This window comes from Rathayibacter sp. VKM Ac-2835 (genome assembly GCF_013266705.1).
Taxonomy (GTDB): Bacteria; Actinomycetota; Actinomycetes; order Actinomycetales; family Microbacteriaceae; genus Rathayibacter.
In genome coordinates this window covers 910,796-933,270 of sequence record NZ_JABSNQ010000002.1, presented here as the reverse complement: position 1 = coordinate 933,270, position 22,475 = coordinate 910,796, and the positions used below count along the sequence as shown (strand labels likewise).

Sequence of the window (22,475 nt, the reverse complement as noted above, 5' to 3'; positions counted from 1 at the left end):
GCGGCCGGTCCTTCGGGAGGTCGTCAGTGCGGCGGCATCCGCAGCGCACCGTCGAGGCGGATCACCTCGCCGTTGAGCATCGGGTTCTCGCTCACGTGGCGCACCAGCGCGGCGAACTCCGACGGCCGGCCGAGCCGGGCCGGGTGCGGGACCGCCGCGCCGAGCGCCGTGCGGGCGGCCTCCGGCAGCCCGGCGAGCAGCGGGGTGTCGAAGGTGCCGGGCGCGATCGAGACGACGCGGATCAGCGCCGCGGCCAGCTCCCGTGCCAGCGGCAGGGTCAGCGCGGCGACGGCGCCTTTCGAGGCGGCGTAGGCGGCCTGGCCGATCTGCCCCTCGAAGGCGGCGATCGACGCCGTGGTGACCAGGACGCCGCGCTCGCCGTCGACCGGCTCGCCCTGCGCGATCGCGGCCGCGGCGAGCCGCAGGACGTTCAGCGTGCCGACGGTGTTGATCCGGAGGACCCGCTCGAAGGCGTCGAGCGCCAGCGGCCCGTCGCGGCCGAGGAGCCGGCCCGGGGTGGCGACGCCTGCGCAGGTCACGGCGATCCGCAGTCCGTCGGCGGCCGCCACGGCCCGCTGAACGGCGTCGGTGTCGAGGACGTCGCCCGCGACGCGCCGGACCGACTCCGGCAGGTCGGCGCTGTCGAGAGCCGCCGGCAGATCGAGCACGACGACCCGCGCTCCGGCCTCGGCGAGGGCGCGCGCCGTCGCGGCTCCGAGCCCCGAGGCTCCGCCGGAGACCAGCGCCGCGCAGCCCTCGACGCGCATCAGGGCGCGATCGTCGGGGCGGGCGCGTCGGTGGACAGCGCCTCGGCGGAGCAGTCGGTGAGGGTGCGGTCGTAGTCGGCGATCGCCTCCTGGGCCGCCAGCCACTCCGTCTCGCTCACGGACCCGTCCGGCGCGGTGGGCCGCTCGTTCAGGCCGTAGCGCGCGAGGCAGCGGGTGATCAGCTGCGAGACCGTGTCGCCGCCGTCCGTGATCGCGTCGGTCGCTCCCGGCGCGGGGTCGGTCGCCCGGATCGTCCGCGCGGGGGTGGCGCCCGAATCGGGGACCTCGGCCGGGTCCAGCGCGCAGCCGGCGGTCAGCACCAGCAGCAGCGCGGCGGCGGGCGTGAGCAGCGCGCGGGCGGCGGAGGGCCGGGAGCGCTCGGACATGGACGACCTCGAGGAGTGGGCGGTGGCGGAGGAACGGGGCGGCAGCGGAGGGCCGGTGCCGGGCGGTTTCGTGGCGAGCGTAGCGCAGGCCCGCGGAGCGGCGTGCCAGGCCTGCGCGGAATGACGGACCACGGCCCGGACGGGGGTCAGGGCGCCGCGAGTGCCCACATCGCGACCGCGCTCGCGGCGGCGACGTTGAGCGAGTCGATCCCGTGCCGCATCGGGATCTGCACCGCGACGTCCGCTGCGGCCAGCGCCTCGGCGGTGAGCCCCTCCCCCTCGGTGCCGAGGACGAGCGCGACCCGCTCCGGAGCGGCGGCGGCGAAGTCGCGCAGCGGCACCGCCTCCGGCGTCAGCGCCATTGCCGCGATCGTGAAGCCCGCGTCGTGCAGCAGCGCGCGGGTGCCCGGCCAGTCGCCCACCCGCGTCCACGGCACCTGCAGCACCGTGCCCATGCTCACGCGGATCGCGCGGCGGTAGAAGGGGTCGGAGCAGCGCGGCGTCACCAGCACGGCGTCGGCGCCGATCGCGCCGACCGAGCGGAAGATCGCGCCGACGTTGGTCGGGTCGACCACGTTCTCGATCACGACCACGCGGCGCGCGTCGGCGAGCAGCTCCGCGGGGTCGGCCAGCACCGGCCGGTCCAGCGCGGCGATCAGGCCGCGGTGCAGCGTGTAGCCGGTCAGCTCGGCCAGCAGCTCGCCGGGCCCGGTGAACACCGGCACGTCCCGGCCGCCGAGCAGCCGCTCGGCCTCCTCGACGGAGCCGCCGAGGGAGAGCACCGAGCGCGGCCGGTGCCCCGCGGCGAGGGCCCGCTCGAGCACCAGCGCCGACTCCGCGAGGTAGAGCCCGTGCGGGCCGCGGGCGTTCTTCAGCGCGACGTCCGTGGCGTGCGCGTAGTCGCGCAGCCGGGGATCCTCGAGCGAGCGGACCTCGATCAGCTCCACGGATCAGGCGAAGGGATCGGGGGTGAGCGTGTACTTCGTGCTGAGGTACTCCTGGATGCCCTCGAGGCCGCCCTCGCGGCCGAGGCCCGACTGCTTGACGCCGCCGAACGGCGCCGCCGCGTTGGAGACGACGCCGACATTGAGGCCCATCATCCCGGTGGCGAGCCGCTCGATCATCCGCTGACCGCGGGCGAGATCGCGGGTGAAGACGTAGGAGACGAGCCCGAACTCGGTGTCGTTGGCGAGAGCGACCGCCTCGTCCTCGTCGCGGAACGGCACGATCGCGAGCACCGGGCCGAAGATCTCGGTGCGCAGGATCTCGCTGCCGGGCGCGACCCCCGCGAGCACCGTCGGCTCGTAGAAGTGCCCCGCTCCGTCGACGCCGTGCCCGCCGATGCGGATCTCCGCGCCGCGGTCGACAGCGTCCCGGACGAGCGAGGCCGCCTTGTCGACCGCGCGGTCGTCGATCAGCGGACCGATCGTGACGCCCGCCTCGGTGCCGCGGCCGACGGTCAGAGCGCGGACCCGCTCGGTGACGCGAGCGGCGAACTCCTCGGCGATCGACTCGTGCACGAAGAACCGGTTCGCGGCCGTGCAGGCCTGCCCGATGTTGCGGAACTTCGCGAGCATCGCGCCCTCGACCGCGCGGTCGAGGTCCGCGTCCTCGAAGACGACGAACGGCGCGTTGCCGCCGAGCTCCATCGAGGTGCGCAGCACGCCCTCGGCCGCCTGCTGCAGCAGCGTCCGGCCGACCGGGGTCGAGCCGGTGAAGGAGACCTTGCGCAGCCGCGGATCGGAGAGGATCGGCTCGGACAGGGCGCCCGCCGACGAGGTCGTGACGACGTTGACCACGCCGTCGGGCACTCCCGCCTCGGCGAGCAGGGCCGCGAAGGCCAGCGTCGTCAGCGGCGTCAGCTCGGCCGGCTTCACGACGACGGTGCAGCCCGCGGCCAGGGCCGGGGCGATCTTGCGCGTCGCCATCGCGAGCGGGAAGTTCCACGGGGTGATCAGGTAGCACGGGCCGACGGGGTGCTGCGAGACGATCATCCGCCCCGTGCCCTCCGGGTTCACGCCGTAGCGACCGGAGATGCGCACCGCCTCCTCGCTGAACCAGCGGAGGAACTCGCCGCCGTAGGCGACCTCGCCCAGCGCCTCGGCGAACGGCTTGCCCATCTCGAGCGTCATCAGGAGGGCGAAGTCGTCCTTGCGCTCCTGCAGCAGGTCGAAGGCGCGGCGGAGGATCTCCGCTCGCTTCCGGGGTGCCGTCGCGGCCCAGGCCGGCCCCGCCTCGACGGCGGCGTCGAGCGCACGCAGACCGTCCGCCGGAGTCGCGTCGGCGATCGTGCGGATCACCTCGCCGGTGGCCGGATCCTCGACGTCGATCGTGCCGCCGCCCGAGCCGTCGACCCAGGCGCCGCCGATGAGCAGCTGCGCGGGGACGCGGGCGAGCAGGGCCGCCTCGGCGGCGCTTCGAACGACGGAATCACTCACGAGAACACTCTTCCTGTGCGGATCGAGTCGCGCGGACCCCGCACGACGATGCTTCTCAGTCTACGACCGGCCCCCGGCACTCCTCAGGAGCCGGTCGCCGCTGTGGACGGACGAGCCCCTGTGGAGGAGGCCTCGACGTGCACGCCCGCCTCGGCGAGCTCGCGCAGCGCGGCGGCGCTCGCCTCGGCCGACACTCCGGCCACGAGGTCGGAGAGCACGCGGACCTCGAGGCCTGCCGCGCGCGCATCCAGAGCCGACGCCCGCACGCAGTAGTCGGTCGCGAGCCCCACGACGTCGAGTCCGGTCACGCCCAGGCGCTCGAGGAGCGCCGGCACCGGCTCGCCGTCGACGGTCGCCCCCTCGAAGGCCGAGTAGGACGGCCGACCCTGGCCCTTGCGGATGTGCGCATCGACCGCGTCCAGGGCCAGCGCCGGGTGGTACTCCGCCCCCGGGGTCCCCGCGACGCAGTGCACCGGCCAGGTGTCGACGTAGTCGGGCTCGGCGGCGAAGTGCCCGCCGTTGTCGGAGTCGCCGTCGTGCCAGTCGCGCGAGGCGAGCACGGCCGCGTAGCGATCGGCGCTCGCGGCGAGGTGGGCGGTGATCCCCTCGGCGACGCGGGTGCCGCCGGCGACGGCGAGCGCGCCGTTCTCGGTGAAGTCGTTCTGCACGTCGACGATCAGGAGTGCCGTGGTCATGGTGGTCCTCTCGGGTCGGGAATCGGGGCTTTCGCGCGCGGTCAGGAGTCGGAGAGCGCGCCGCCGCAGCGGTAGACGCCGGTGACGAGCGTGTCGATGGCGGTCTTCGCCGAGTCGGAGACGTCGCCGAGCGCGTAGACGGCGAAGGTGAGCGCGGTGCCGTCCTGGGCGTCGACGACCCCGGCGAGCGTGTAGCCGGTGTCGATCCAGCCGGTCTTGGCGCGGACCGCGCCGTCGGCCACCGCGTTGTCGCCGGCGAAGCGGTCGGCGTAGGACAGCGAGCCGGTGCGCCCCGAGACGGGGAGCCCGTCGAGGAGGACACCGAGCTGCCCCTCCCTGGCCTGCACCTTCCGCAGCAGGCTCGTGAAGTACGCGGGGGCCACCGCGTTGTCGTCGCTCAGGCCCGAGCCGTCGACGATCGCGATCCCGGTCGTGTCCACTCCGTAGCCGGCGAGACCCTGGAGGACCCCCGCCTGCTCGGCGCCGAAGGTGTTGCCCGAGCCGGTGCGGATCGCGACCACGCGGGCGAGCATCTCGGCGATCGCATTGTCCGAGACGAGCAGCATCTGCTGCACGAGCATGCTCACCGGGGCGGACTCGACGGTGCCGAGCACCCTCGCGCCCGCCGGGGCGGTGCCGGTGCTCACCGTCGGCGAGCCGGTCAGCTCGTCGGCGAAGGCGTCGCCCGCCCGGCCGATCGGGTCCTCGCCCCGCCGGGAGGTGGAGGCGGTCGGGTCCGCGCGGTCGCCGTCGACCTGCAGGGCGGTGATCTCGGGCATGTAGCCGTCGGTTTGCTCCTTGCGGTTCCAGCTCGGCTGCCAGGTGTCCCCGGAGTAGAGCGACGCGTCGAGCACGACGGACGAGATCGCGGTGCCCGCCGTCGCCGGATCGGCGTCCCAGGCGCTCTCGACCTGGGCGGCGAGGTCGTCGAGGTGCGCGGCGCCGGCGTAGACCGACTCCTGACCGCTCGGCAGCCGGCTCAGCGTGAGGTCTCCCCCGCCCACCAGCACGACGCTGCCGGGAGTGTCGCCCGCGACGACGGTCGTGGCGAACCGGGTGTCGGGGCCGAGGACGGCGAGCGCGGAGGCGGCGGTGAGGATCTTGAGGGCGGAGGCGGTGCGCGAGGCGGTCGTGCCGCCTCGGTCGAAGAGCACCTCGCCGGTCGCGGCGTCGACGACCCGCGCCTGCATCGAGCCGAGCCGCGGGTCCGCGGCGAGCCCGGCGACGGAGCAGGTGCGCAGCGCCTCTGCGGTCTCGGTGCCGGCGGGGCGGGCGGTGGGCGTCGGCGTCGCGGCGGGCGGGGTCGTCGGCGCGGTCGCCGGTGCGGAGGGCGAGGGCGCTGCGGCCGGAGTCGTCGTGCGCCCGATGGCGGTCCCGGCGCCGAAGGCTCCGATGCCGAGCAGCACGGCGACGGCGGCCACCGCGGCCACGAGGGCGCGCGGTCGGCGGCGGGGCGGGGTGTCGGTCATCCGGACCAGGGTAACCGGCCGGGATCGACGGGCCCTGAGGGCGATGACGGCACTCGCGGCTGCACCACGACGACGAAGACGGAGCCGCCTGTCGGAATCGAACCGACGACCTTCTCATTACGAGTGAGACGCTCTACCGACTGAGCTAAGGCGGCGTGCTCGCGGGGCGATGGCCCCGGACACGATTACACAGCATAGCCTGCTCGCGGGCCGGGGCGTGAATCGAGGCGCGGAGCCCGCGGGCTACTCGGCGAGGGCGCCGCGGAGCTCCTCGAACGAGTGCACGATGAGGCCCGGCAGCGCATCGCGACCGTCGTGATCGACCCAGCCCGCCCACGCGTGCCGCATGGCCGCGAGACCGAGCAGGGTGAGCATCCTGGCCCGGCTGCGCACCGCCTCGGCGTCCGTCCCGCCGCGGGTCAGGCGCTCGGCGACCAGGTCCTCGATCGCCACCTCGAACTCCCGCATCCCGGCGATCTTCAGGCCGACGAGCTGGGGGTGCTCGCGGAAGAGGCTCCGTCGCAGCAGGTGCAGCTCGCGGTCCTCCTCCCCCGGGACCTCCGCCGCCGCGACGAAGACGGCCTGCAGGTCGGCGAGCAGCGGCGCAGCACCGGCGAGGAACGCGGCCGCGGTCTCGTCGGAGATCACGGGCAGACCGCCGACGAGGGCGTCCTCCTTCGAGGCGAAGTAGTTGAAGAAGGTGCGGGTCGAGACGTCGGCGGTGCGCGAGACGTCCTCGATCGTCACCCGGTCCGGACCGCGCTCGCTCGCGAGCCGCAGGACCGCGGTCTCGATGGCGCGCCGGGTGGCGAGGCGCTTGCGCTCGCGCAGGCCCGGCTGCTCCGGAGCGCTGCGGCGCTCCTGCTCGGTCAGCACTGCGGGTCCTCCTCGGGGACGACGCCCTCGAGCAGGTAGGCGTCGACGGCGTCGTTCACGCACGCGTTCGACTTGTTGTAGGCCGTGTGCCCCTCGCCGTCGAAGGTGAGGAGATGCCCGTCGGACAGTTCGCCCGCCAGCGCCTGCGCCCAGACGTAGGGGGTCGCCGGGTCGTTGGTGGTGCCGACGACGAGGATCGGGGCCGCGCCCTCCGCCGTGATCGGCTCGCGGGAGCCCTCGAAGGCCGCCGGCCACTCGCCGCAGAGGATGTCGCCGTAGGCCAGGTAGCGGCCGAGCGTCGGCGCCGCCGCCTCGAGCTCGGCCGCGTCTGCTCGCATGGACTCCGTCTCGGAGTCGTAGGCGTAGTCGACGCAGTTGATCGCGAGGAAGGCCTCGGTCGTGTTGCCGTCGTAGCCGCCCTCGGCCGTCCGGCCGTTGTAGGCGTCCGCGTACTGGAAGGCGATCTCCGCTCCGCCCCGGCGGACGTCGGTGAGCATCTCGCTCAGCCCGCCCCAGGACGAGGCCGAGTAGAGCGGATAGACGATCGCCGTGAGCAGCGTGCTCGAGCCGAGCTGCCGGCCGTCCTCCGCGCGGATCGGCGAGGCGTCGACCCGCGCGAGCAGCGCGGCGACCTGCGTGAGCGCGTCGTCGACGGTGCCGGTGAAGGGGCAGCCCTCCGAGCCGAGGCAGTCGGCGAGGTAGGCGCGCAGCGCGCTCTCGAAGCCGATGGCCTGCTCGCGCACCACGTCGAGCGACGTCGCCGCCGGGTCGATCGCGCCGTCGAGCACGAGCCGGCCGACGCGGTCGGGGAAGAGCCCGGCGTAGGTGGCGCCGAGGAAGGTGCCGTAGGAGTAGCCGAGGTAGTGCAGCGACTCGTCGCCCAGCGCCGCGCGCAGCACGTCGAGGTCGCGCGCCGCGCTGGTCGTGCCGACCTCCGGCAGCAGCGCGCCGCTGCGCTCCTCGCAGGCCGCGGCGAAGGCGGCCGAGGCGGTGCGCTGGGCGGCGATCCACTCGTCGCTGCCGCGCTCACCCGGGACGATGTCGTACAGGTAGGAGTCGAGGCCGGCGGCGTCGAGGCAGGACACCGCGGTCGAGGCGCCGACGCCCCGCGGGTCGAAGCCGACGACGTCGAAGCGGGCCGCGAGCTCGGCGTCGACCGCGTAGTCGAGGCTGTCCCCGACGAGCTCGACTCCGGAGCCGCCGGGCCCGCCGGGGTTCACCAGCAGGGAGCCGATCGCGTCCCCGCCCGTCGCCGGGTGGCGCACCAGGGCGATCGAGGCGGTGTCGCCGGTGGGCTCGTCCCAGTCGAGCGGGACGGTCGCGTCGGTGCACTGCATGCCGTCGCCGCACTCGTCCCAGACCAGGGTCTGGCCGTAGTACTGCTCGAGGCCGGCCTCGACCGGCTGCGCGGCGGGCGTCGACGTGCGCTCGGGCGACGGCCCGGGCGCGAAGCAGCCGGAGAGCAGGGCGACCGCGGCTCCGACGGCCGCGATCGCCGACCATCGGCCCGCGCGCCTCATGCCGCCACCGGGCGCCGGGCGGCGACGACGAGCATCGCCTCGAGCGCGAGGACGGGCGAGACGTTCGCGTCGATGCGCTGGCGCGCCGTCGCGACGGCGTCGAGCACCGCGAGCGTGCGGTCGGGGGCGGTGGACCGGGCCAGCGCGGTCATCTCGGCGCGCACCTCCTCGTTGATCACGCCGCCGGGGGCGCCCAGCTGCAGGCGCACGACGTCGCGGTAGAGCGACAGCAGATCGACGAGGATCCGGTCGAGGCCGTCGCGGAGGCTGCGCGTCGCGCGCCGCTTCTGATCCTCCTCGAGGGTCCGCAGCTGCGAGCGGAGCTGCGCCGGGATCGTGCCGCCGGGCTCGACGCCGAGCGAGCGCAGCGCCTGCTGCCGCTCGACCTCGTCGCGCTCGAGCGTGTACGCCTTCGCGTCCTCGGTGGCGACCTCGATCATCCGCGCGGCGCCGAGCACCGCGTCCGACACCCCGCGCAGTCCGAGGGCGATGCGGAGGGTCTCCTCGCGCCGCTCGCGGGCGTTCGCATCGGTCGCGAGCCGGTGCGCCATGCCGATGTGGCTCTGCGCCTGCCGGGCGGCGCGCTCGGCGGTCGCCGCGTCCACGCCGTCACGTCGCTCGAGGAGGCCCGCGACGTCCTCGACGCTCGGCACCCGGAGCCGCACCGAGCGCACGCGCGAGCGGATGGTCGGCAGCAGGTCGGCCTCGCTGGGCGCGCAGAGGATCCAGACGGTGCGCTCCGGCGGCTCCTCGAGCGCCTTGAGCAGCACGTTCGAGGTGCGCTCGCTCATCCGGTCGGCGTCCTCGATGACCATGACGCGGTAGCGCGAGACCGACGGCGAGTACTGCGACGAGGAGACGAGCCGGCGCACCTCCTCGATCGAGATGATGACGCGCTCGGTGGCGAGCACCGCGAGGTCGGGGTGCGAGCGGGCGGCGACCTGCGCGCAGTCGGGGCACTCGCCGCAGCCGCCGCGGCGGCAGAGCAGCGCGGAGGCGAACGCGTAGGCGAGGTTCGACCGGCCGGAGCCGGGGGGCCCGGTGATCAGCCAGGAGTGGGTCATCGCGGACGATTCGCGGCCGTTCTCGTCGCGGGGGGTCGAGGCGTCGCGCAGGGCGCCGATGGCGTGCTCCTGACCGACGAGCTGGCTCCAGACACTCACGGTTCCAGGCTAACCGCGGGGTCCGACAGCGGGCCGCGCGCCGCGAGGACCGGCGTCGAGCATCGGCTCGATGCGCGCGCGGACGGCGCCGGCGAGCTCGTCGACGGGGCGGCTCGCGTCGAGGACGAGGAAGCGCTCGGGGTCCGCGGCGGCGAGGTCGAGGAAGGCCTGGCGCACGCGGCCGTGGAACTCCGCCTTCTCGGCCTCGAGCCGGTCGTAGCGGGTGCGCGCGGCGTCGAGCCGGGTGCGGGCGACGGCGGGATCGAGGTCGAGCAGCACCGTGAGGTCGGGGCGCAGGTCTCGGGTCGCCCACTCCGAGAGGGAGCGGACCTCCGCGGCGTCGAGCACCCGGCCGGCACCCTGGTAGGCGACGGAGGAGTCGATGTAGCGGTCCTGGACGACGACCTCGCCCCGCTCGAGCGCGGGGCGGACGAAGGTGCCGATGTGCTGCGCGCGGTCAGCGGCGTAGAGGAGCGCCTCGGCCCGCGGATCGATCTCCCCGCGGTGGTGCAGCACGATCTCGCGGATCTGCACGCCGACATCGGTCCCGCCCGGCTCGCGGGTGCGCCGCACGGTCTCGCCGCGCGAGCCCAGCCACTCCTCGAGCAGCCGGGCCTGCGTGGTCTTGCCCGCGCCGTCCCCGCCCTCCAGGGTGACGAAGAGGCCGGTCACGACTCCGTCGCGCCCGTCGCCTTCGCCGCGGTGCTGCGGGCTCGGGTGGTGGCGGGCTTCTTCGCGGCGGTGGTCTTCGCCGCCGTGGACTCGGCGGCCGTGGTCTTCGCCGCCGTGGTCTTGGCCGTCGTCGCCTTCGCCGCCGTGGTCTTCGCGGCGGTGGTCTTCGTCGCCGTCGTCTTGGCGGCAGTGGTCTTCGCCGCGGGCTTCTTGGCGGGCGCCCGCTTGGCCGGGGCCTTCTTGGGCGCCGGGCCCTTCGCCCGCTTGTCCGCGAGCATCTGGACCGCCTGCTCGAAGTCGATCTCCTCGATCGGCTGGCCCTTGGGGATGGTGACGTTGGTCTCGCCGTCGGTCACGTAGGCGCCGAAGCGGCCGTCGCGGATCCGGATCGGCTTGCCGCTGACGGGGTCGGCCTCGAACTCCGCGAGGGCGCTCGTGGCGCGCTTGGCGCCGTACTTCGGCTGGGCGAACACCTCGAGCGCGGTCGGCAGGTCGACCTCGAAGATCTGGTCCTCGCTGGTGAGCGAGCGGCTGTCCGTCCCCTTCTTCAGGTACGGGCCGTAGCGGCCGTTCTGCGCGGTGATCGGCTCGCCCGACTCCGGGTCCTCGCCGACGGTGCGCGGCAGATCGAGCAGGCGCAGCGCGGTGGCGAGATCGACGGTCGCGACGTCCATCGATTTGAAGAGCGAGGACGTGCGCGGCTTCACCGCGGCCGGCTTCTTGGCGCCGCGCTTGGCCGGCGCCGACTCGACGACCTCGCCGGTGGCGGGGTCGGCGGTGGTCTCCGGCTCCGGGTCGATCTCGGTCACGTACGGGCCGAAGCGGCCGTCCTTGACCACGACGGTCTTGCCCGAGTCCGGGTTGCTGCCGAGCACGCGGTCGGTCTGCACGGGGGCGTCGACCAGCTCCTGCGCCTTCGCGGGCGTGAGCTCGTCGGGAGCGAGCTCGAGCGGCAGGTTGACGCGGCGCGGCGTCTCCTGCCCCTCCTCCTGGGCGACCTCGAGGTAGGGGCCGTACTTGCCGATGCGCAGGGTGATGTCGTCGGTGATCCGGACGGAGTTGATGCTCTTCGCATCGATCTCGCCCAGGTTGTCGACCACGTGGCGGAGCCCCGGCTGGTCGCCGCCGCCGAAGTAGAAGCGGTTCAGCCAGTCGACCCGGTCCTCCTCGCCGCCGGCGATGCGGTCGAGGTCGCCCTCCATCGCGGCGGTGAAGTCGTACTCGACGAGGTCGGAGAAGAACTCCTCGAGCAGGCGCACCACCGAGAAGGCGATCCAATTGGGCACGAGCGCCGTGCCGCGCGGGGTGACGTAGCCGCGGTCGACGATCGTCGTGATGATCGAGGCGTAGGTCGAGGGGCGCCCGATCCCCAGCTCTTCGAGCGACTTGACGAGGCTCGCCTCCGTGTACCGCGGGGGCGGGGACGTCTCGTGGCCCTTGGCCTCGACCTCGGCGACGACGAGGCTCTGGCCGACCTCGAGGACGGGCAGCTTGGCGTCCTTCTCGTCGCGGGCGCCGTGGCGCTCCTCGTCGCGGCCCTCCTCGTAGGCGAGCAGGAAGCCGCGGAAGGTGATGACCGTTCCGGAGGCGGTGAACTCGGCGGTGCGCTCCGTGTCGCCGGCCGGGTTGGCGAGCAGGGTGACCGTCGCGGTCGAGCCCTTCGCGTCGGCCATCTGCGAGGCGACGGTGCGCTTCCAGATCAGGTCGTAGAGGCGGTGGTCGTTGCCGCGGAGGGTGCCGGCGAGCTGGTCCGGGGTGCGGAAGGTCTCGCCCGCGGGGCGGATCGCCTCGTGCGCCTCCTGCGCGCTCTTGTTCTTGCCGGAGTAGAGGCGCGGCTTCTCGGGCACCGTCTCGGCGCCGTAGAGCGAGGCCGCCTGCGAGCGGGCGGCGTTCAGCGCCTGCTGCGAGAGGTTGGGCGAGTCGGTCCTCATGTAGGTGATGAAGCCGTTCTCGTAGAGCGACTGGGCCACGCTCATCGTCTGGCGCGCCGAGAAGCGGAGCTTGCGCGCCGCCTCCTGCTGGAGCGTCGAGGTGGTGAACGGAGCGGCGGGGCGGCGCGAGTAGGGCTTGGACTCGAGGTTTGAGACGCGCACCAGCGTCTTCGGGTCGCGCAGCGCCTCGGCGAGGGCGCCGGCGGACGACTCGTCGAGGACGGTGACGTCGCCCTTGAGCTGTCCGCGGTCGTCGAAGTCGCGGCCGCTGCCGATCCGCTTGCCGTCGAGGCGCGCCAGGCGGGCGTCGAAGGCCGCCGAGGCGTCGGCCTCGGGGGCGAGGACCGTCGCGAGGTCCCAGTAGGAGGCGGAGACGAATGCGAGGCGCTCGCGCTCGCGGTCCACGACGAGGCGGGTGGCGGCGGACTGCACGCGGCCGGCGGAGAGCCCGGGCCCGACCTTGCGCCAGAGCACCGGCGAGATCTCGTAGCCGTAGAGGCGGTCGAGGATGCGGCGGGTCTCCTGCGCGTCGACGAGAGAGGTGTCGATGTCGCGGGTGTTGTCGCGGGCCTTCTGGATCGCGTCCTTGGTGATCTCGTGGAAGACCATCCGCTTCACGGGGACCTTGGGCTTGAGCTCCTCGAGGAGGTGCCACGCGATGGCCTCGCCCTCGCGATCCTCATCAGTGGCGAGGAAGAGCTCGTCGGCGTTCTTCAGCGCGCGCTTGAGATCGGCGACCGTCTTCTTCTTCTGGTCGGAGACGACGTAGTAGGGCTCGAAGCCGTTGTCGACGTCGACGGAGAACTTGCCCAGCCCGCCCTTCTTGAGCTCGGGCGGCAGGTTCTTCGGCTCGATGAGGTCGCGGATGTGCCCGACGGAGGCGAGCACCTCGTACCCCTCGCCCAGGTACTGGGCGATGGTCTTGGCCTTCGCCGGCGACTCGACGATCACCAGCTTCTTCGTGCCGGACACAGTTCTCCTCGATTGATGCTGTCGGGTCGGACGATTCAGTGAATCCGACGGGTCCCCTTCGGCGGGGAGGCGGTGCGCGGCGTCCGCACGAGGAACGACGATCCGTTCGCGTCGGCTTCGGGCGCCCGACAGGCACACCATACACACTGACCCCGGGCGTCCCGCGCCGCCGTCCGCTCGCCGCGGGCTGGGAGCGCCCCGGTCGCCGCCCGGCGATCCGCCGGATCGCCCGGGCCGCACCCCGTGACGGATCGCGGCGATCGGCGCATGATGACAGGCATGGCAACGACGCACCCCACCTCCGCTCCGACCATCTCCGCCTACACCGCGAAATTCCTCGACGGACCGCTCGAGGGCAAGACCCTCCGCCGCTCCTACGGCGAGGCCACGGCCCCGGCGGGCCGCCTCGAGATCCCGGCCGCCCGCGAGGGCGCCCGCTACCTCTATCTCCTCGCCGGCGCGCTCGAGCACGAGGAGGGCGGCGGCGCCTGGCCCACCGCTGCGGCCTACCGCTACCTGCGGGTCAGCTCGGACTGAGGACCGGGAGCTCCTCCCCTCCGGCTCCGCGTCGGCTCGCTGCCGCGGTCACGGCGGGGGTCCGGCGCGCGATCGGGCGGGCAGCGCGAGCGGTCCGACGGCCACGACGACCTCGACGGTCGCGATCCCTTCTTCCAGCGCGCACCCCGCGAGGGTCGCGGTCATTGCTCCGGCGACCCGCTCGGCCTCCCCGCACGGCTCTCCCGGGAACAGGCCGGAGGCCGCGTCCGCCGCGGCGAGCGCCGCCGCGTCCGCCGCCGCCACCGCCCGCTGATGCCCGACGACTCCCCCGCACCCGGCGAGCACGGCCGCCGTGACCAGGATCGTCGCCGCGACGACCCCGACCGCGACGACCGCCGCCGAGCCGTCCTCCCCCGTGCGGTCGCCCTCTCCCCCCACCCGTCGGCCTCGGCCTCTCCACCTGCCCCTCCGTGGACTCATCGCCCTCCTCCCAGCGCGCAGGACCGGATCGAGACCGGCAGCGCCACCGCCGGCAGCGGCCGCAGCTCCGCGGCGACGTCCACGCAGACGAGCCCGCCGTCCGCCGAGGTGGCCACGCTCGCCCCCGCGTCCGCCCGGGCCACCGGACGCACCGGATCGTCCCCGCGCGCCAGCGAACGCGCACCGTCGGCCGCCGCATCGACGAGCCGGACGTACTGCGCCGAGGCCGCGACCGAGCCGAGGCAGAGCGCCAGCACGACCACCACCGCCGGCAGCACCACCGCCAGCTCCGCCGTCGCGGAGCCCTCCTCGCCGCGACCGCCTCCGCCCGGCCGGCCCTCCCCCGCTCGGACCATCGCCCGGGTGCCGCCGAAAGGGCACCGCACCGCTCATCCCCCCGAGGTGAGCGCCCGCGTCACCAGGTCGGTGAGGATGCCCCTCACCTCGTCGCCCTTGAGGATCACCACCAGCAGACCCGCGAAGCCGACCGCCGCCATCGTGGCGATCGCGTACTCGGCGGTGGCCGAGCCCTCCTCGTCGCCCCAGCGCCGCAGAGGCCCCGCCTCCCAGGCGGGCTGCGGGAAGCACTCCCGCGCCGCCCCGAGGCCCGCCGCCCCGATCATCCCCGCCCCGATCGTCCCCGCACCGTTCCTCCGACTGCCGTCCATCGCTCGCTCCGTTCGCCTTCGCTGCCCCCACTCGAGGATCGTCGAGCCCGGAGCCGCCCGGAGCCGACCCCACCCGAACGGTGGAGAGACGAGGAAGGAGCGGCCTGGGGAGAGCGCCCGCGCACCCGCTCACCCCTGCCCCGCGAACGTCGACAGCAGCACCGAGATCATCATCGGAGCCACCCCCAGCAGCAGGAACGCCGGGAGCACGCACACGCCCAGCGGCAGCAGCAGCGTCACCCCGAGCTTCGCCGCCCGCTCCCGCGCCTCGGACGCCGCCCGCACCCGGGCCAGCGCCGCCTCGCTCCGCAGCAGCCGACCCGCGGGCACCCCCGCCGCGGCCGACAGCGCGAGCACCGGCTCCGCGGCCTCCAGCGCCGGCGGTCCCGACGCGAGCCCGCACTCGCCGAGCGCCGCCAGCACCCGCTCCCGCCCGCCGCCGATCGATCCGCCGCCCGCGAGCGCCACCGCGAGCAGGTCGAGCGCCAGTCCCGGCGCCGGATCGCCCGGGCCGGCGCCGCGGACGAGACGCCGTGTCCACGCGGCGGCGGCGAGCATCAGCCCGAGCCCGCCGCCGAGGCAGACGAGCCCCGGCACCGTCCCGAGCAGCACGCCGAGCACGTCGAAGCCGAGCAGGGTCCCGAAGCCGAGCGCCACCAGCGGCAGCACCCCGACCACCCGGCTCGTCGCGAGCGGACCCGCCAGAGCGACCTCGATGTCCCGCCGCGCCCGGCCCAGCTCGCGCATCGACTCCGCCAGCTCGGCGAGGGCTGCGGCGATCGGAGCGCCGGAGTCGGCGGCGACCCGCCAGCAGGCGGCGAGCGCCGCCCACGCAGTCTCCTCGCCGTGATCGCGCGGGCGTCGCGCGACGCCCTTCCCACGGCGGGTCGCGCGCACACCCGCCCGCGCCCCCTCTCCCCGGCGAGGCGCGGGCACACCGGCCAGGATCGCCGCCGTGACGTCCCCGCCGCGGGCCGCCTCGACCGCCACGGCGCGCAGCAGCCGGCGGCGGCGCGCCGCTCCCGCCGCCTCCGAGCCGTCCGACGCCGCGAGGTGCCCGAGCGCCGACGCCGGCGCGACACCCGCGGCGAGCAGCACCGCCAGCCGGTGCACCACCGCGGCCACCTCGTCGATCCCCCCGTCGCGTCTCACGACGAGGACCGGCGCGGCCGGGCGCCCTCCTCGATCCGCAGCCGCCCGGCGGGATCGAGTCGGAAGCAGCCCGAGGCTGCGAGCCGGCGCCGGCCGCCCCGCCGCTCGAGGTGCAGCACCAGGTCGATCGCGCTGACCGTCTGCCGCGCGACCGCCTCCGGCCCCATGCCCGCGAGCGAGCCGAGCGCCTCCAGCCGCGCGGGGACGTCGGCGAGCGAGTTGGCGTGCAGCGTCCCCGCTCCCCCGTCGTGCCCCGTGTTCAGCGCCGAGAGCAGATCGCGCAGCTCGACCCCGCGGCACTCGCCGAGCACGAGCCGGTCCGGTCGCATCCGCAGCGCCTCGCGGACGAGACGGTCGAGACCGACGCCGCCGGCTCCCTCGAGGTTCGCCTGGCGCGCCTCGAGCGAGACGACGTGCGGGTGCGCGGGCCGCAGCTCGCCGACGTCCTCGATCACGACCAGGCGCTCGTGCGGGGGCGCGCAGCCCAGGAGCGCGCCGAGGAGCGTGGTCTTGCCCGAGCCGCCGGCACCCGTGACCAGGAGGTTCCAGCGCGCCTCGACCGCCCGCCGGAGCAGGCCGCGGCCGGCGTCGTCGAGCATCCCCGCCGCGTGCAGCTCGTCGAGACTCCAGGCGTCGGCCCGCGGGACGCGCACGGAGATCAGCGTCCCGGCGGTCGCCACGGGCGGCAGCACCACGTGCACGCGGACTCCGTGCGTGAGGCGCACGTCCACGCACGGGCTCGCCTCGTCGACGTGCCGGCCGCCCGCCGCGACCAGCGACACCGCCAGCCGCCGGGCACCCGCGGCGTCGAGCGTCCACGACGGGACGCGGACCGCTCCGCCGCCGCGGTCGAGCCAGAGACCGGAGTCCCCGTTGACGAAGAGGTCGGTCACCGCAGGGTCCGCCGCGAACGGGGCGAGCAGGCCCAGCGCCGCCGCCGCGGGACGGACCGGCGCGGACCGCGGTGCACCGCCGTCCTCCTCACCCGGTGGGCGAGGTGCGTCTGGGCGATAGGCGGCGGGAACGAGCGGGACGAAACCGGTGGTCATCCGGGAACGCTAAGAGCGCGCGCTCGCCGGTGGCGCGCAGAAGACCGCAGCGGTGGACGGCGGGGCCGAGGACGCCCCTGGGGAGGAGCGACGTGCCCGGCGCGTCCTCGCGCGAGCCGGAGACGCATCCGGCCGACTGCGAGCCGACCGTGCGGATCCTCCGGGGAGCTGAGCGCTCGACCAGCGGAGGGAAGAGAAGGGGGCGGCACCCATTGGGGGGAACAGGTGCCGCCTCGGCGGCGCTGGATTGGGGGGAATCACTTGCGCCGCTGAGCCGAAGTTCATTCGGCCGTATGCAACGTTAGGGCACGGAGGCCGTTTCGCCAAGTCCGATTCGCGTTCTGAGCCGACTCTTCACGAAACCCCGCCGGACGGTCAGCTTCGCGTCGCCCCCTCCCCGCCCCGGAGCCGGACGCTACGGTGGTCCGGAACCGACCACGCCGGACGGCGCACGTCGCACTCGCGAAGGAGCGAATCGCAGATGTCCACACCCCTCGACGCGTCCGGGGCCGCCGGCTCGAGCGCCATCGACAGCCTCCAGCAGGAGACGCGCCGCTTCCCGCCGCCCGCGGAGTTCGCCGCCGACGCCGCCGCGACCGCCGGGCTGGCCGAGCAGGCCGCCGCCGACCGCCTCGCCTTCTGGGCCGACCGCAGCCGCGAGCTGCTGCACTGGCACCGGCCGTTCACGCGCACCCTCGACTGGAGTGAGCCGCCCTTCGCGCGCTGGTTCGACGACGGCGAGCTCAACGTCGCCTACAACTGCCTCGACCGGCACGTCCTCGCCGGCCACGGCGACCGCGTCGCGATCCACTGGGAGGGCGAGCCCGGCGACAGCCGCGACCTCACCTACGCGGAGCTCACCGCCGAGGTGAAGCGCGCGGCCAACCTCCTCACGAGCCTGGGCGTGCAGGCCGGCGACCGCGTCGCGATCTACCTGCCGATGATCCCCGAGGCCGTCGTCGCGATGCTCGCGGTCGCCCGCCTCGGCGCCGTGCACTCGGTCGTCTTCGGCGGCTTCAGCGCCGAGAGCCTGCGCGCGCGGATCGACGACGCGGAGGCGAAGCTCGTCATCACCGCGGACGGCGGCTGGCGCAAGGGCTCGGTCTTCCCGCTCAAGCCCGCCGTCGATGCGGCGCTCGCCCTGGACGGCGGCGGGTCGAGCGTCGAGCACGTCCTCGTGGTCCGCCGCGGTGGCAACTCCGTCGAGTGGAGCCCGGGGCGCGATCTGTGGTGGCACGAGGAGATCGTCGCGGTCGACGCCGACCACGTCGCCCGTCCGTTCCCCGCCGAGCAGCCGCTGTTCATCCTCTACACCAGCGGCACGACCGGGAAGCCCAAGGGCATCCTGCACACCAGCGGCGGCTACCTCACCCAGGTCGCGTACACGCACCGCACCGTGTTCGACCTCAAGCCCGAGACCGACGTCTACTGGTGCACCGCCGACGTGGGCTGGATCACCGGGCACAGCTACGTGGTCTACGGACCGCTCGCGAACGGCGCCACGCAGGTCATGTACGAGGGCACGCCCGACACCCCGCACGCCGGGCGCTGGTGGGAGATCATCGAGAAGCACGGCGTGACGATCCTCTACGCCGCCCCCACCGCCGTCCGCACCTTCATGAAGCTCGGCCGGCAGATCCCGCAGCGCTTCGACCTGTCCAGCCTGCGCCTGCTCGGCTCGGTCGGCGAGCCGATCAACCCCGAGGCCTGGATCTGGTACCGCGACGTCATCGGCGGCGGCCGCACCCCGATCGTCGACACCTGGTGGCAGACCGAGACCGGCGCGATCATGGTCTCCCCTCTGCCCGGCGTCACCACCCTCAAGCCGGGCTCGGCGCAGGTCCCGGTCCCCGGGATCTCGATCGACGTCGTCGACGACTCCGGCGCCCCGGTCGGCGCGGGCTCCGGCGGGCTGCTCGTCATCACCGAGCCCTGGCCGTCGATGCTGCGCGGCATCTGGGGCGACCCGGAGCGCTACGTCGAGACCTACTGGTCGAAGTTCGGCGACCGCTACTTCGCCGGCGACGGAGCGCGGCTCGACGAGGACGGCGACCTCTGGCTGCTCGGCCGCGTCGACGACGTGATGAACATCTCGGGCCACCGCCTGTCGACGGCCGAGATCGAGTCGGCCCTCGTCTCGCACCCGGTCGTCGCGGAGGCGGCCGTGGTGGGCGCGGCGGACGAGACCACCGGCCAGGCCGTCGTCGCCTTCGTCATCGCCAAGGCGAGCCGGGCGGAGGCGCTCGCGGGCGGCCACGACGAGCTCGAGGCCACGCTCAAGGCGCATGTCGCCGAGCACATCGGCGCGATCGCCCGGCCCAAGCGCATCTTCATCGTGCAGGAGCTGCCGAAGACCCGCTCCGGCAAGATCATGCGCCGGCTGCTGCGCGACGTGGCGGAGGGCCGCGCCGTCGGCGACACGACCACGCTGGCCGACACCCAGGTGATGGCCGTCATCTCCTCCGCGGTCGCCGCCGAGGACTGAGCCGCCGAGGACCGGGCCGCGGACGACGGGCCCGCCGGGAACGCCGAAGGGCGCCGCCTCCGAGAAGGAGAGCGGCGCCCCTCGGCGTTCGGGCCGGGGCCCGGATCAGGCGAACGCGACGATCAGCTCGACCTCGACCGGAGCGTCGAGCGGCAGCTCCGCCACGCCGACGGCCGAGCGCGCGTGCCTGCCCGCCTCGCCGAAGACGTCGCCGAGCACCTCGGAGGCCCCGTTGATCACGCCGGGCTGGCCGTTGAAGCCCGGCGCGGAGGCGACGAAGCCGGTGACCTTGACGATCCGGGTCACCCGGTCGAGCGAGCCGATGACGTCGGCGATCGCGGCCAGAGCGTTCAGCGCGCAGACGCGGGCCAGGTCCTTCGCGACCTCGGGCTCGACGCCCGCGCCGACCTTCCCGGTCGCCGGCAGTGCGCCGTCGACGAACGGGATCTGCCCGGCCGTGAAGACCAGGTTCCCCTCGACCACGGCCGGGATGTAGGCGCCGGCCGGCACCGCGACCGCGGGGAGCTCGATGCCCAGCTCGGCCAGGCGCTCGGCGATCACGCGCCGGCCTCGGCGACAGGGCGCTTGAGGTAGGCCACGAGCCCGCCCTCGGGCCCGGTGACGATCTGCACGAGCTCCCAGCCCTCGGAGCCCCAGGTGTTCAGGATCGCGGTGGTGTTGTGGATCATCAGCGGCGTCGTGATGTATTCCCAGCGGGGGACGGACATGGCTCTCCTCGTGAGGCAGGGGTGCGGATGCCAGGCGGACCGCACCCGGAGGAGTCGGCGCCGGCGGGTCGAGCCGCGTCCCGTGTCAGGAGCGGCGGTTACGCTGATTCTATGTCGGGGGCAGTCGGGAACAGGGTCGTCACGTCCATCGGCGCCGCGGTCGGAGGACTGATCGGGATCGTCGCCATGAGCGTCATCGCCGGAGTCCTCGTCGCGGCGTCGGTCACCCCGGCGATCGCACTCGGAGGCATGGCGGCGAACAACACGGTGACGATGTTCGACAACCTCCCCGAGTACCTCGAGATCGGCACGCTCGCCGAGAAGAGCGACGTCTACGCGAAGGACGCGAACGGCGGGGACGTGCTCCTCGCCTCGTTCTACGCGCAGAACCGCGTCGAGGTCGGCTGGGACGACATCTCGCCGTTCGTGAAGGACGCGGTCGTCGCCTCGGAGGACCCGCGCTTCTACGAGCACGGCGGCATCGACCTGCTCGGCACGATCCGCGCCGCCGCCACGGTCGCCTCGGGCGGCAACGTGCAGGGCGGCTCGTCGATCACGCAGCAGTACGTCAAGAACGTGCTCGTGCAGAAGGCGGAGGCGCTCTCGGACCCGATCGAGCGCGACGCCGCCTACCGCGAGGCCACGGAGACCACCGCCGAGCGCAAGGTCGCCGAGATGCGGCTCTCGATCGGGCTCGAGAAGGAGTACCCGAAGAACGACATCCTGCTCGGCTACCTCAACATCGCGCTCTTCGGCGGCACGGTCTACGGGATCGAGGCGGCGGCGCGCTACTACTTCGACACCAGCGCGCGCGACCTCACCCTCGCCCAGTCGGCCGCCCTCATCGCGATCGTCAACAACCCGGAGAAGTTCCGCTTCGACCGCCCCGACGACCCGGCGAACCTCGCCGTCGAGGGCTACCCCGAGACGCTCAACCGCCGCAACTACATCCTCACCCGGATGGGGATCGAGTCGAAGGTCACCCCGGAGCAGATCGGCGAGGCCGCCTCGACGCCGGTCGTCCCCGTGATCACCGAGCCGAGCACCGGCTGCCAGACCGCCGGCATCGCCGCCTACTTCTGCGACTACGTGACCTGGGTGATCAAGAACGACGACGCCTTCGGCGCGAGCCAGGACGAGCGCGACGCGACCTTCAAGCGCGGCGGCTACCAGATCTACACGACCCTCGACTCCGACCTGCAGGAGGCGGCGGTCGCGGCCACCGAGGACTGGGTGCCGAAGTCGATGGCGCGGGTGAACATCGGCAGCGCGAGCGTCTCGGTCGAGGTCGGCACGGGGCGCATCCTCGCGATGACCCAGAACAAGGACTACTCGAACGACCCCGACGTCACCGGCGCCAACTACACCAGCGTCAACTACAGCACCGACTTCGGCTACGGCGGCTCCAGCGGCTTCCAGGTCGGCTCCACCTACAAGGTCTTCACCCTCGCCGAATGGCTGCAGGAGGGCCGCGCGCTGAACGAGACCGTCGACGGCACCCGTCGCGCCTACACGACCTTCCGCGACAGCTGCGAGCCCGACGGCACCTACTACGGCGACAGCTGGGACCCCAAGAACGACGAGGGCGGCAACGGCGGCGTCTACTCCGCGCTCGACGCGACCAAGGGCTCGATCAACACCGGCTTCGCCGCGATGGCGCAGCAGCTCGACCTCTGCGGCATCCGGAACACCGCGCTCGCGATGGGCGTGCACCGCGCCGACGGCACCGAGCTGCAGAAGTTCGCGCCGACCATCCTCGGCACCAACGAGATCGCGCCGCTGACGATGGCGACCGCCTTCGCGGGCTTCGCCAACAAGGGCACGGTCTGCACGCCGATCGCGATCGACCGGATCGTCGACCGCGGCGGCGCCGATGTCGCGCCGCCCGCGAGCACCTGCACGCAGGGCATGTCCGAGCAGGTCGCCGCGACCGCGGACTTCGCCCTCCAGCAGGTGATGACGGGCGGCACCGGCCGGGCCTCCGCGACCGGCACCGGCGTCCCGCACATCGGCAAGACCGGCACCACCGACAACGCCGTGCACACCTGGATGGTCGGCGCGAGCACCGAGGTGGCCACGGCGACCTGGGTCGGCAACGTCAGCGGCTTCACCTCGATGCGCGGCTTCAGCCTCAATCGGGTCAACGCCGGCCAGGTGCGCCACCAGATCTGGCCGCGGATCATGCGCGTCGCCGACCAGAAGTACGGCGGATCGGCCTTCCCCTCACCCGAGCAGTCGCTCGTCGACGCGCCGCAGCAGGCGGTGCCCGAGGTGACCGGCCAGAACCCCGCCGCCGCCACCGCCCGTCTGCGCGAGCTCGGCTTCGTCGTGACGGTCGACCCTAACCGCGTGCCCTCCGACCGACCCGCGGGCTCGGTCGCGCAGACGAACCCGCCGGCCGGCTCCCGCCTCACCCGCGGGGCCCCGATCGCACTGCAGATCAGCGCCGGTCCGTCCACCCCGCCGCCCGGCGGCTGACGCCGGGTCGTCCCCCGCGCCGCGTCGGGCAGACTGTACGCGGTCGCT

21 protein-coding genes and 1 tRNA gene are annotated in these 22,475 nt (G+C 74.1%); 3 read left to right on the top strand and 19 right to left on the bottom strand.

The features are described 5' to 3' along the window. Positions 1-23: 23 nt before the first annotated feature. The 12 genes from HRK28_RS12120 to topA all read right to left on the bottom strand — a co-directional run bounded on the left by HRK28_RS12120 (position 24) and on the right by topA (position 12,889). Complete coding sequence (locus HRK28_RS12120; protein ID WP_173251708.1) at positions 24-767, bottom strand: SDR family NAD(P)-dependent oxidoreductase; 744 nt, start codon at positions 765-767, stop codon at positions 24-26. Further along, on the bottom strand, positions 767-1,153 hold the full coding sequence (locus HRK28_RS12115) for a hypothetical protein (RefSeq protein ID WP_160090496.1): 387 nt from the start codon (positions 1,151-1,153) through the stop codon (positions 767-769). The genes HRK28_RS12120 and HRK28_RS12115 overlap by 1 nt, the downstream gene beginning before the upstream one ends. 146 nt (positions 1,154-1,299) lie before the next feature. Next, entirely contained in the window at positions 1,300-2,100 is an 801-nt protein-coding gene (locus HRK28_RS12110; RefSeq protein ID WP_160090497.1) for an RNA methyltransferase, read from the bottom strand. A gap of 3 nt (positions 2,101-2,103) precedes the next feature. Then, a complete protein-coding gene (locus tag HRK28_RS12105) occupies positions 2,104-3,591 on the bottom strand; it encodes an NAD-dependent succinate-semialdehyde dehydrogenase (protein WP_173251706.1) in 1,488 nt (495 codons plus the stop codon). Positions 3,592-3,674: 83 nt separating this feature from the next. Beyond that, positions 3,675-4,286: an isochorismatase family protein gene (locus tag HRK28_RS12100; RefSeq protein ID WP_160090499.1), complete on the bottom strand. Its 612-nt coding sequence runs from the start codon at positions 4,284-4,286 to the stop codon at positions 3,675-3,677. Between the two features lie 41 nt (positions 4,287-4,327). Further along, on the bottom strand, positions 4,328-5,755 hold the full coding sequence (gene dacB, locus HRK28_RS12095) for a D-alanyl-D-alanine carboxypeptidase/D-alanyl-D-alanine-endopeptidase (RefSeq protein ID WP_173251704.1): 1,428 nt from the start codon (positions 5,753-5,755) through the stop codon (positions 4,328-4,330). 82 nt (positions 5,756-5,837) lie between these two features. After that, positions 5,838-5,910, bottom strand: a tRNA-Thr gene (locus HRK28_RS12090). Positions 5,911-5,998: 88 nt separating this feature from the next. After that, positions 5,999-6,631, bottom strand: a complete 633-nt coding sequence (locus HRK28_RS12085) for a TetR/AcrR family transcriptional regulator (RefSeq protein WP_160090501.1) — start codon at positions 6,629-6,631, stop codon at positions 5,999-6,001. Next, a complete protein-coding gene (locus HRK28_RS12080) occupies positions 6,625-8,151 on the bottom strand; it encodes an alpha/beta hydrolase (protein ID WP_173251702.1) in 1,527 nt (508 codons plus the stop codon). The genes HRK28_RS12085 and HRK28_RS12080 overlap by 7 nt, the downstream gene beginning before the upstream one ends. Beyond that, positions 8,148-9,314, bottom strand: coding sequence for a DNA polymerase III subunit delta' (locus HRK28_RS12075; RefSeq protein ID WP_160090503.1), 1,167 nt, complete (start codon positions 9,312-9,314; stop codon positions 8,148-8,150). Before HRK28_RS12075 ends, HRK28_RS12080 begins: the two co-directional genes overlap by 4 nt. A 9-nt stretch (positions 9,315-9,323) precedes the next feature. Next, a complete protein-coding gene (gene tmk / locus HRK28_RS12070) occupies positions 9,324-9,986 on the bottom strand; it encodes a dTMP kinase (protein ID WP_173251700.1) in 663 nt (220 codons plus the stop codon). Next, a complete protein-coding gene (gene topA / locus HRK28_RS12065) occupies positions 9,983-12,889 on the bottom strand; it encodes a type I DNA topoisomerase (protein WP_173251699.1) in 2,907 nt (968 codons plus the stop codon). Before topA ends, tmk begins: the two co-directional genes overlap by 4 nt. 279 nt (positions 12,890-13,168) lie before the next feature. On the opposite strand from topA, the gene HRK28_RS12060 reads away from it, so the two are divergent. After that, complete coding sequence (locus HRK28_RS12060; RefSeq protein WP_173251697.1) at positions 13,169-13,426, top strand: hypothetical protein; 258 nt, start codon at positions 13,169-13,171, stop codon at positions 13,424-13,426. A 48-nt stretch (positions 13,427-13,474) separates the two neighbouring features. Here the strand turns inward: HRK28_RS12060 and HRK28_RS12055 are convergent, their stop codons facing one another. From HRK28_RS12055 to HRK28_RS12035, 5 genes are all read right to left on the bottom strand, one after another. Next, entirely contained in the window at positions 13,475-13,825 is a 351-nt protein-coding gene (locus HRK28_RS12055; RefSeq protein WP_173251695.1) for an Rv3654c family TadE-like protein, read from the bottom strand. A 38-nt stretch (positions 13,826-13,863) separates the two neighbouring features. Further along, positions 13,864-14,223 carry a TadE family type IV pilus minor pilin gene (locus HRK28_RS12050; protein ID WP_160091411.1) on the bottom strand — a complete coding sequence of 120 codons (360 nt, stop codon included), beginning with the start codon at positions 14,221-14,223 and terminating at the stop codon, positions 13,864-13,866. A 33-nt stretch (positions 14,224-14,256) separates the two neighbouring features. Continuing rightward, positions 14,257-14,535, bottom strand: a complete 279-nt coding sequence (locus HRK28_RS20855) for a DUF4244 domain-containing protein (protein WP_347877742.1) — start codon at positions 14,533-14,535, stop codon at positions 14,257-14,259. A gap of 129 nt (positions 14,536-14,664) precedes the next feature. Beyond that, on the bottom strand, positions 14,665-15,687 hold the full coding sequence (locus HRK28_RS12040; protein ID WP_173251694.1) for a type II secretion system F family protein: 1,023 nt from the start codon (positions 15,685-15,687) through the stop codon (positions 14,665-14,667). Then, the gene (locus HRK28_RS12035) at positions 15,684-16,736 is read right to left on the bottom strand and encodes a TadA family conjugal transfer-associated ATPase (RefSeq protein ID WP_173251692.1); all 1,053 of its coding nucleotides are present in this window, start codon (positions 16,734-16,736) and stop codon (positions 15,684-15,686) included. Before HRK28_RS12035 ends, HRK28_RS12040 begins: the two co-directional genes overlap by 4 nt. Before the next feature lie 481 nt (positions 16,737-17,217). Here HRK28_RS12035 and acs point away from each other — a divergent pair, with 481 nt between their 5' ends. After that, on the top strand, positions 17,218-19,221 hold the full coding sequence (acs, locus tag HRK28_RS12030; RefSeq protein ID WP_160090510.1) for an acetate--CoA ligase: 2,004 nt from the start codon (positions 17,218-17,220) through the stop codon (positions 19,219-19,221). A gap of 105 nt (positions 19,222-19,326) precedes the next feature. On the opposite strand, the gene HRK28_RS12025 is transcribed toward acs, so the two are convergent. Both HRK28_RS12025 and HRK28_RS12020 read right to left on the bottom strand, forming a co-directional pair. Continuing rightward, complete coding sequence (locus HRK28_RS12025) at positions 19,327-19,782, bottom strand: RidA family protein (RefSeq protein WP_208543677.1); 456 nt, start codon at positions 19,780-19,782, stop codon at positions 19,327-19,329. Beyond that, complete coding sequence (locus tag HRK28_RS12020) at positions 19,779-19,949, bottom strand: hypothetical protein (RefSeq protein WP_164861113.1); 171 nt, start codon at positions 19,947-19,949, stop codon at positions 19,779-19,781. Before HRK28_RS12020 ends, HRK28_RS12025 begins: the two co-directional genes overlap by 4 nt. Before the next feature lie 111 nt (positions 19,950-20,060). Here HRK28_RS12020 and HRK28_RS12015 point away from each other — a divergent pair, with 111 nt between their 5' ends. Next, positions 20,061-22,427, top strand: a complete 2,367-nt coding sequence (locus tag HRK28_RS12015) for a transglycosylase domain-containing protein (protein WP_160090511.1) — start codon at positions 20,061-20,063, stop codon at positions 22,425-22,427. Positions 22,428-22,475: the final 48 nt, after the last annotated feature.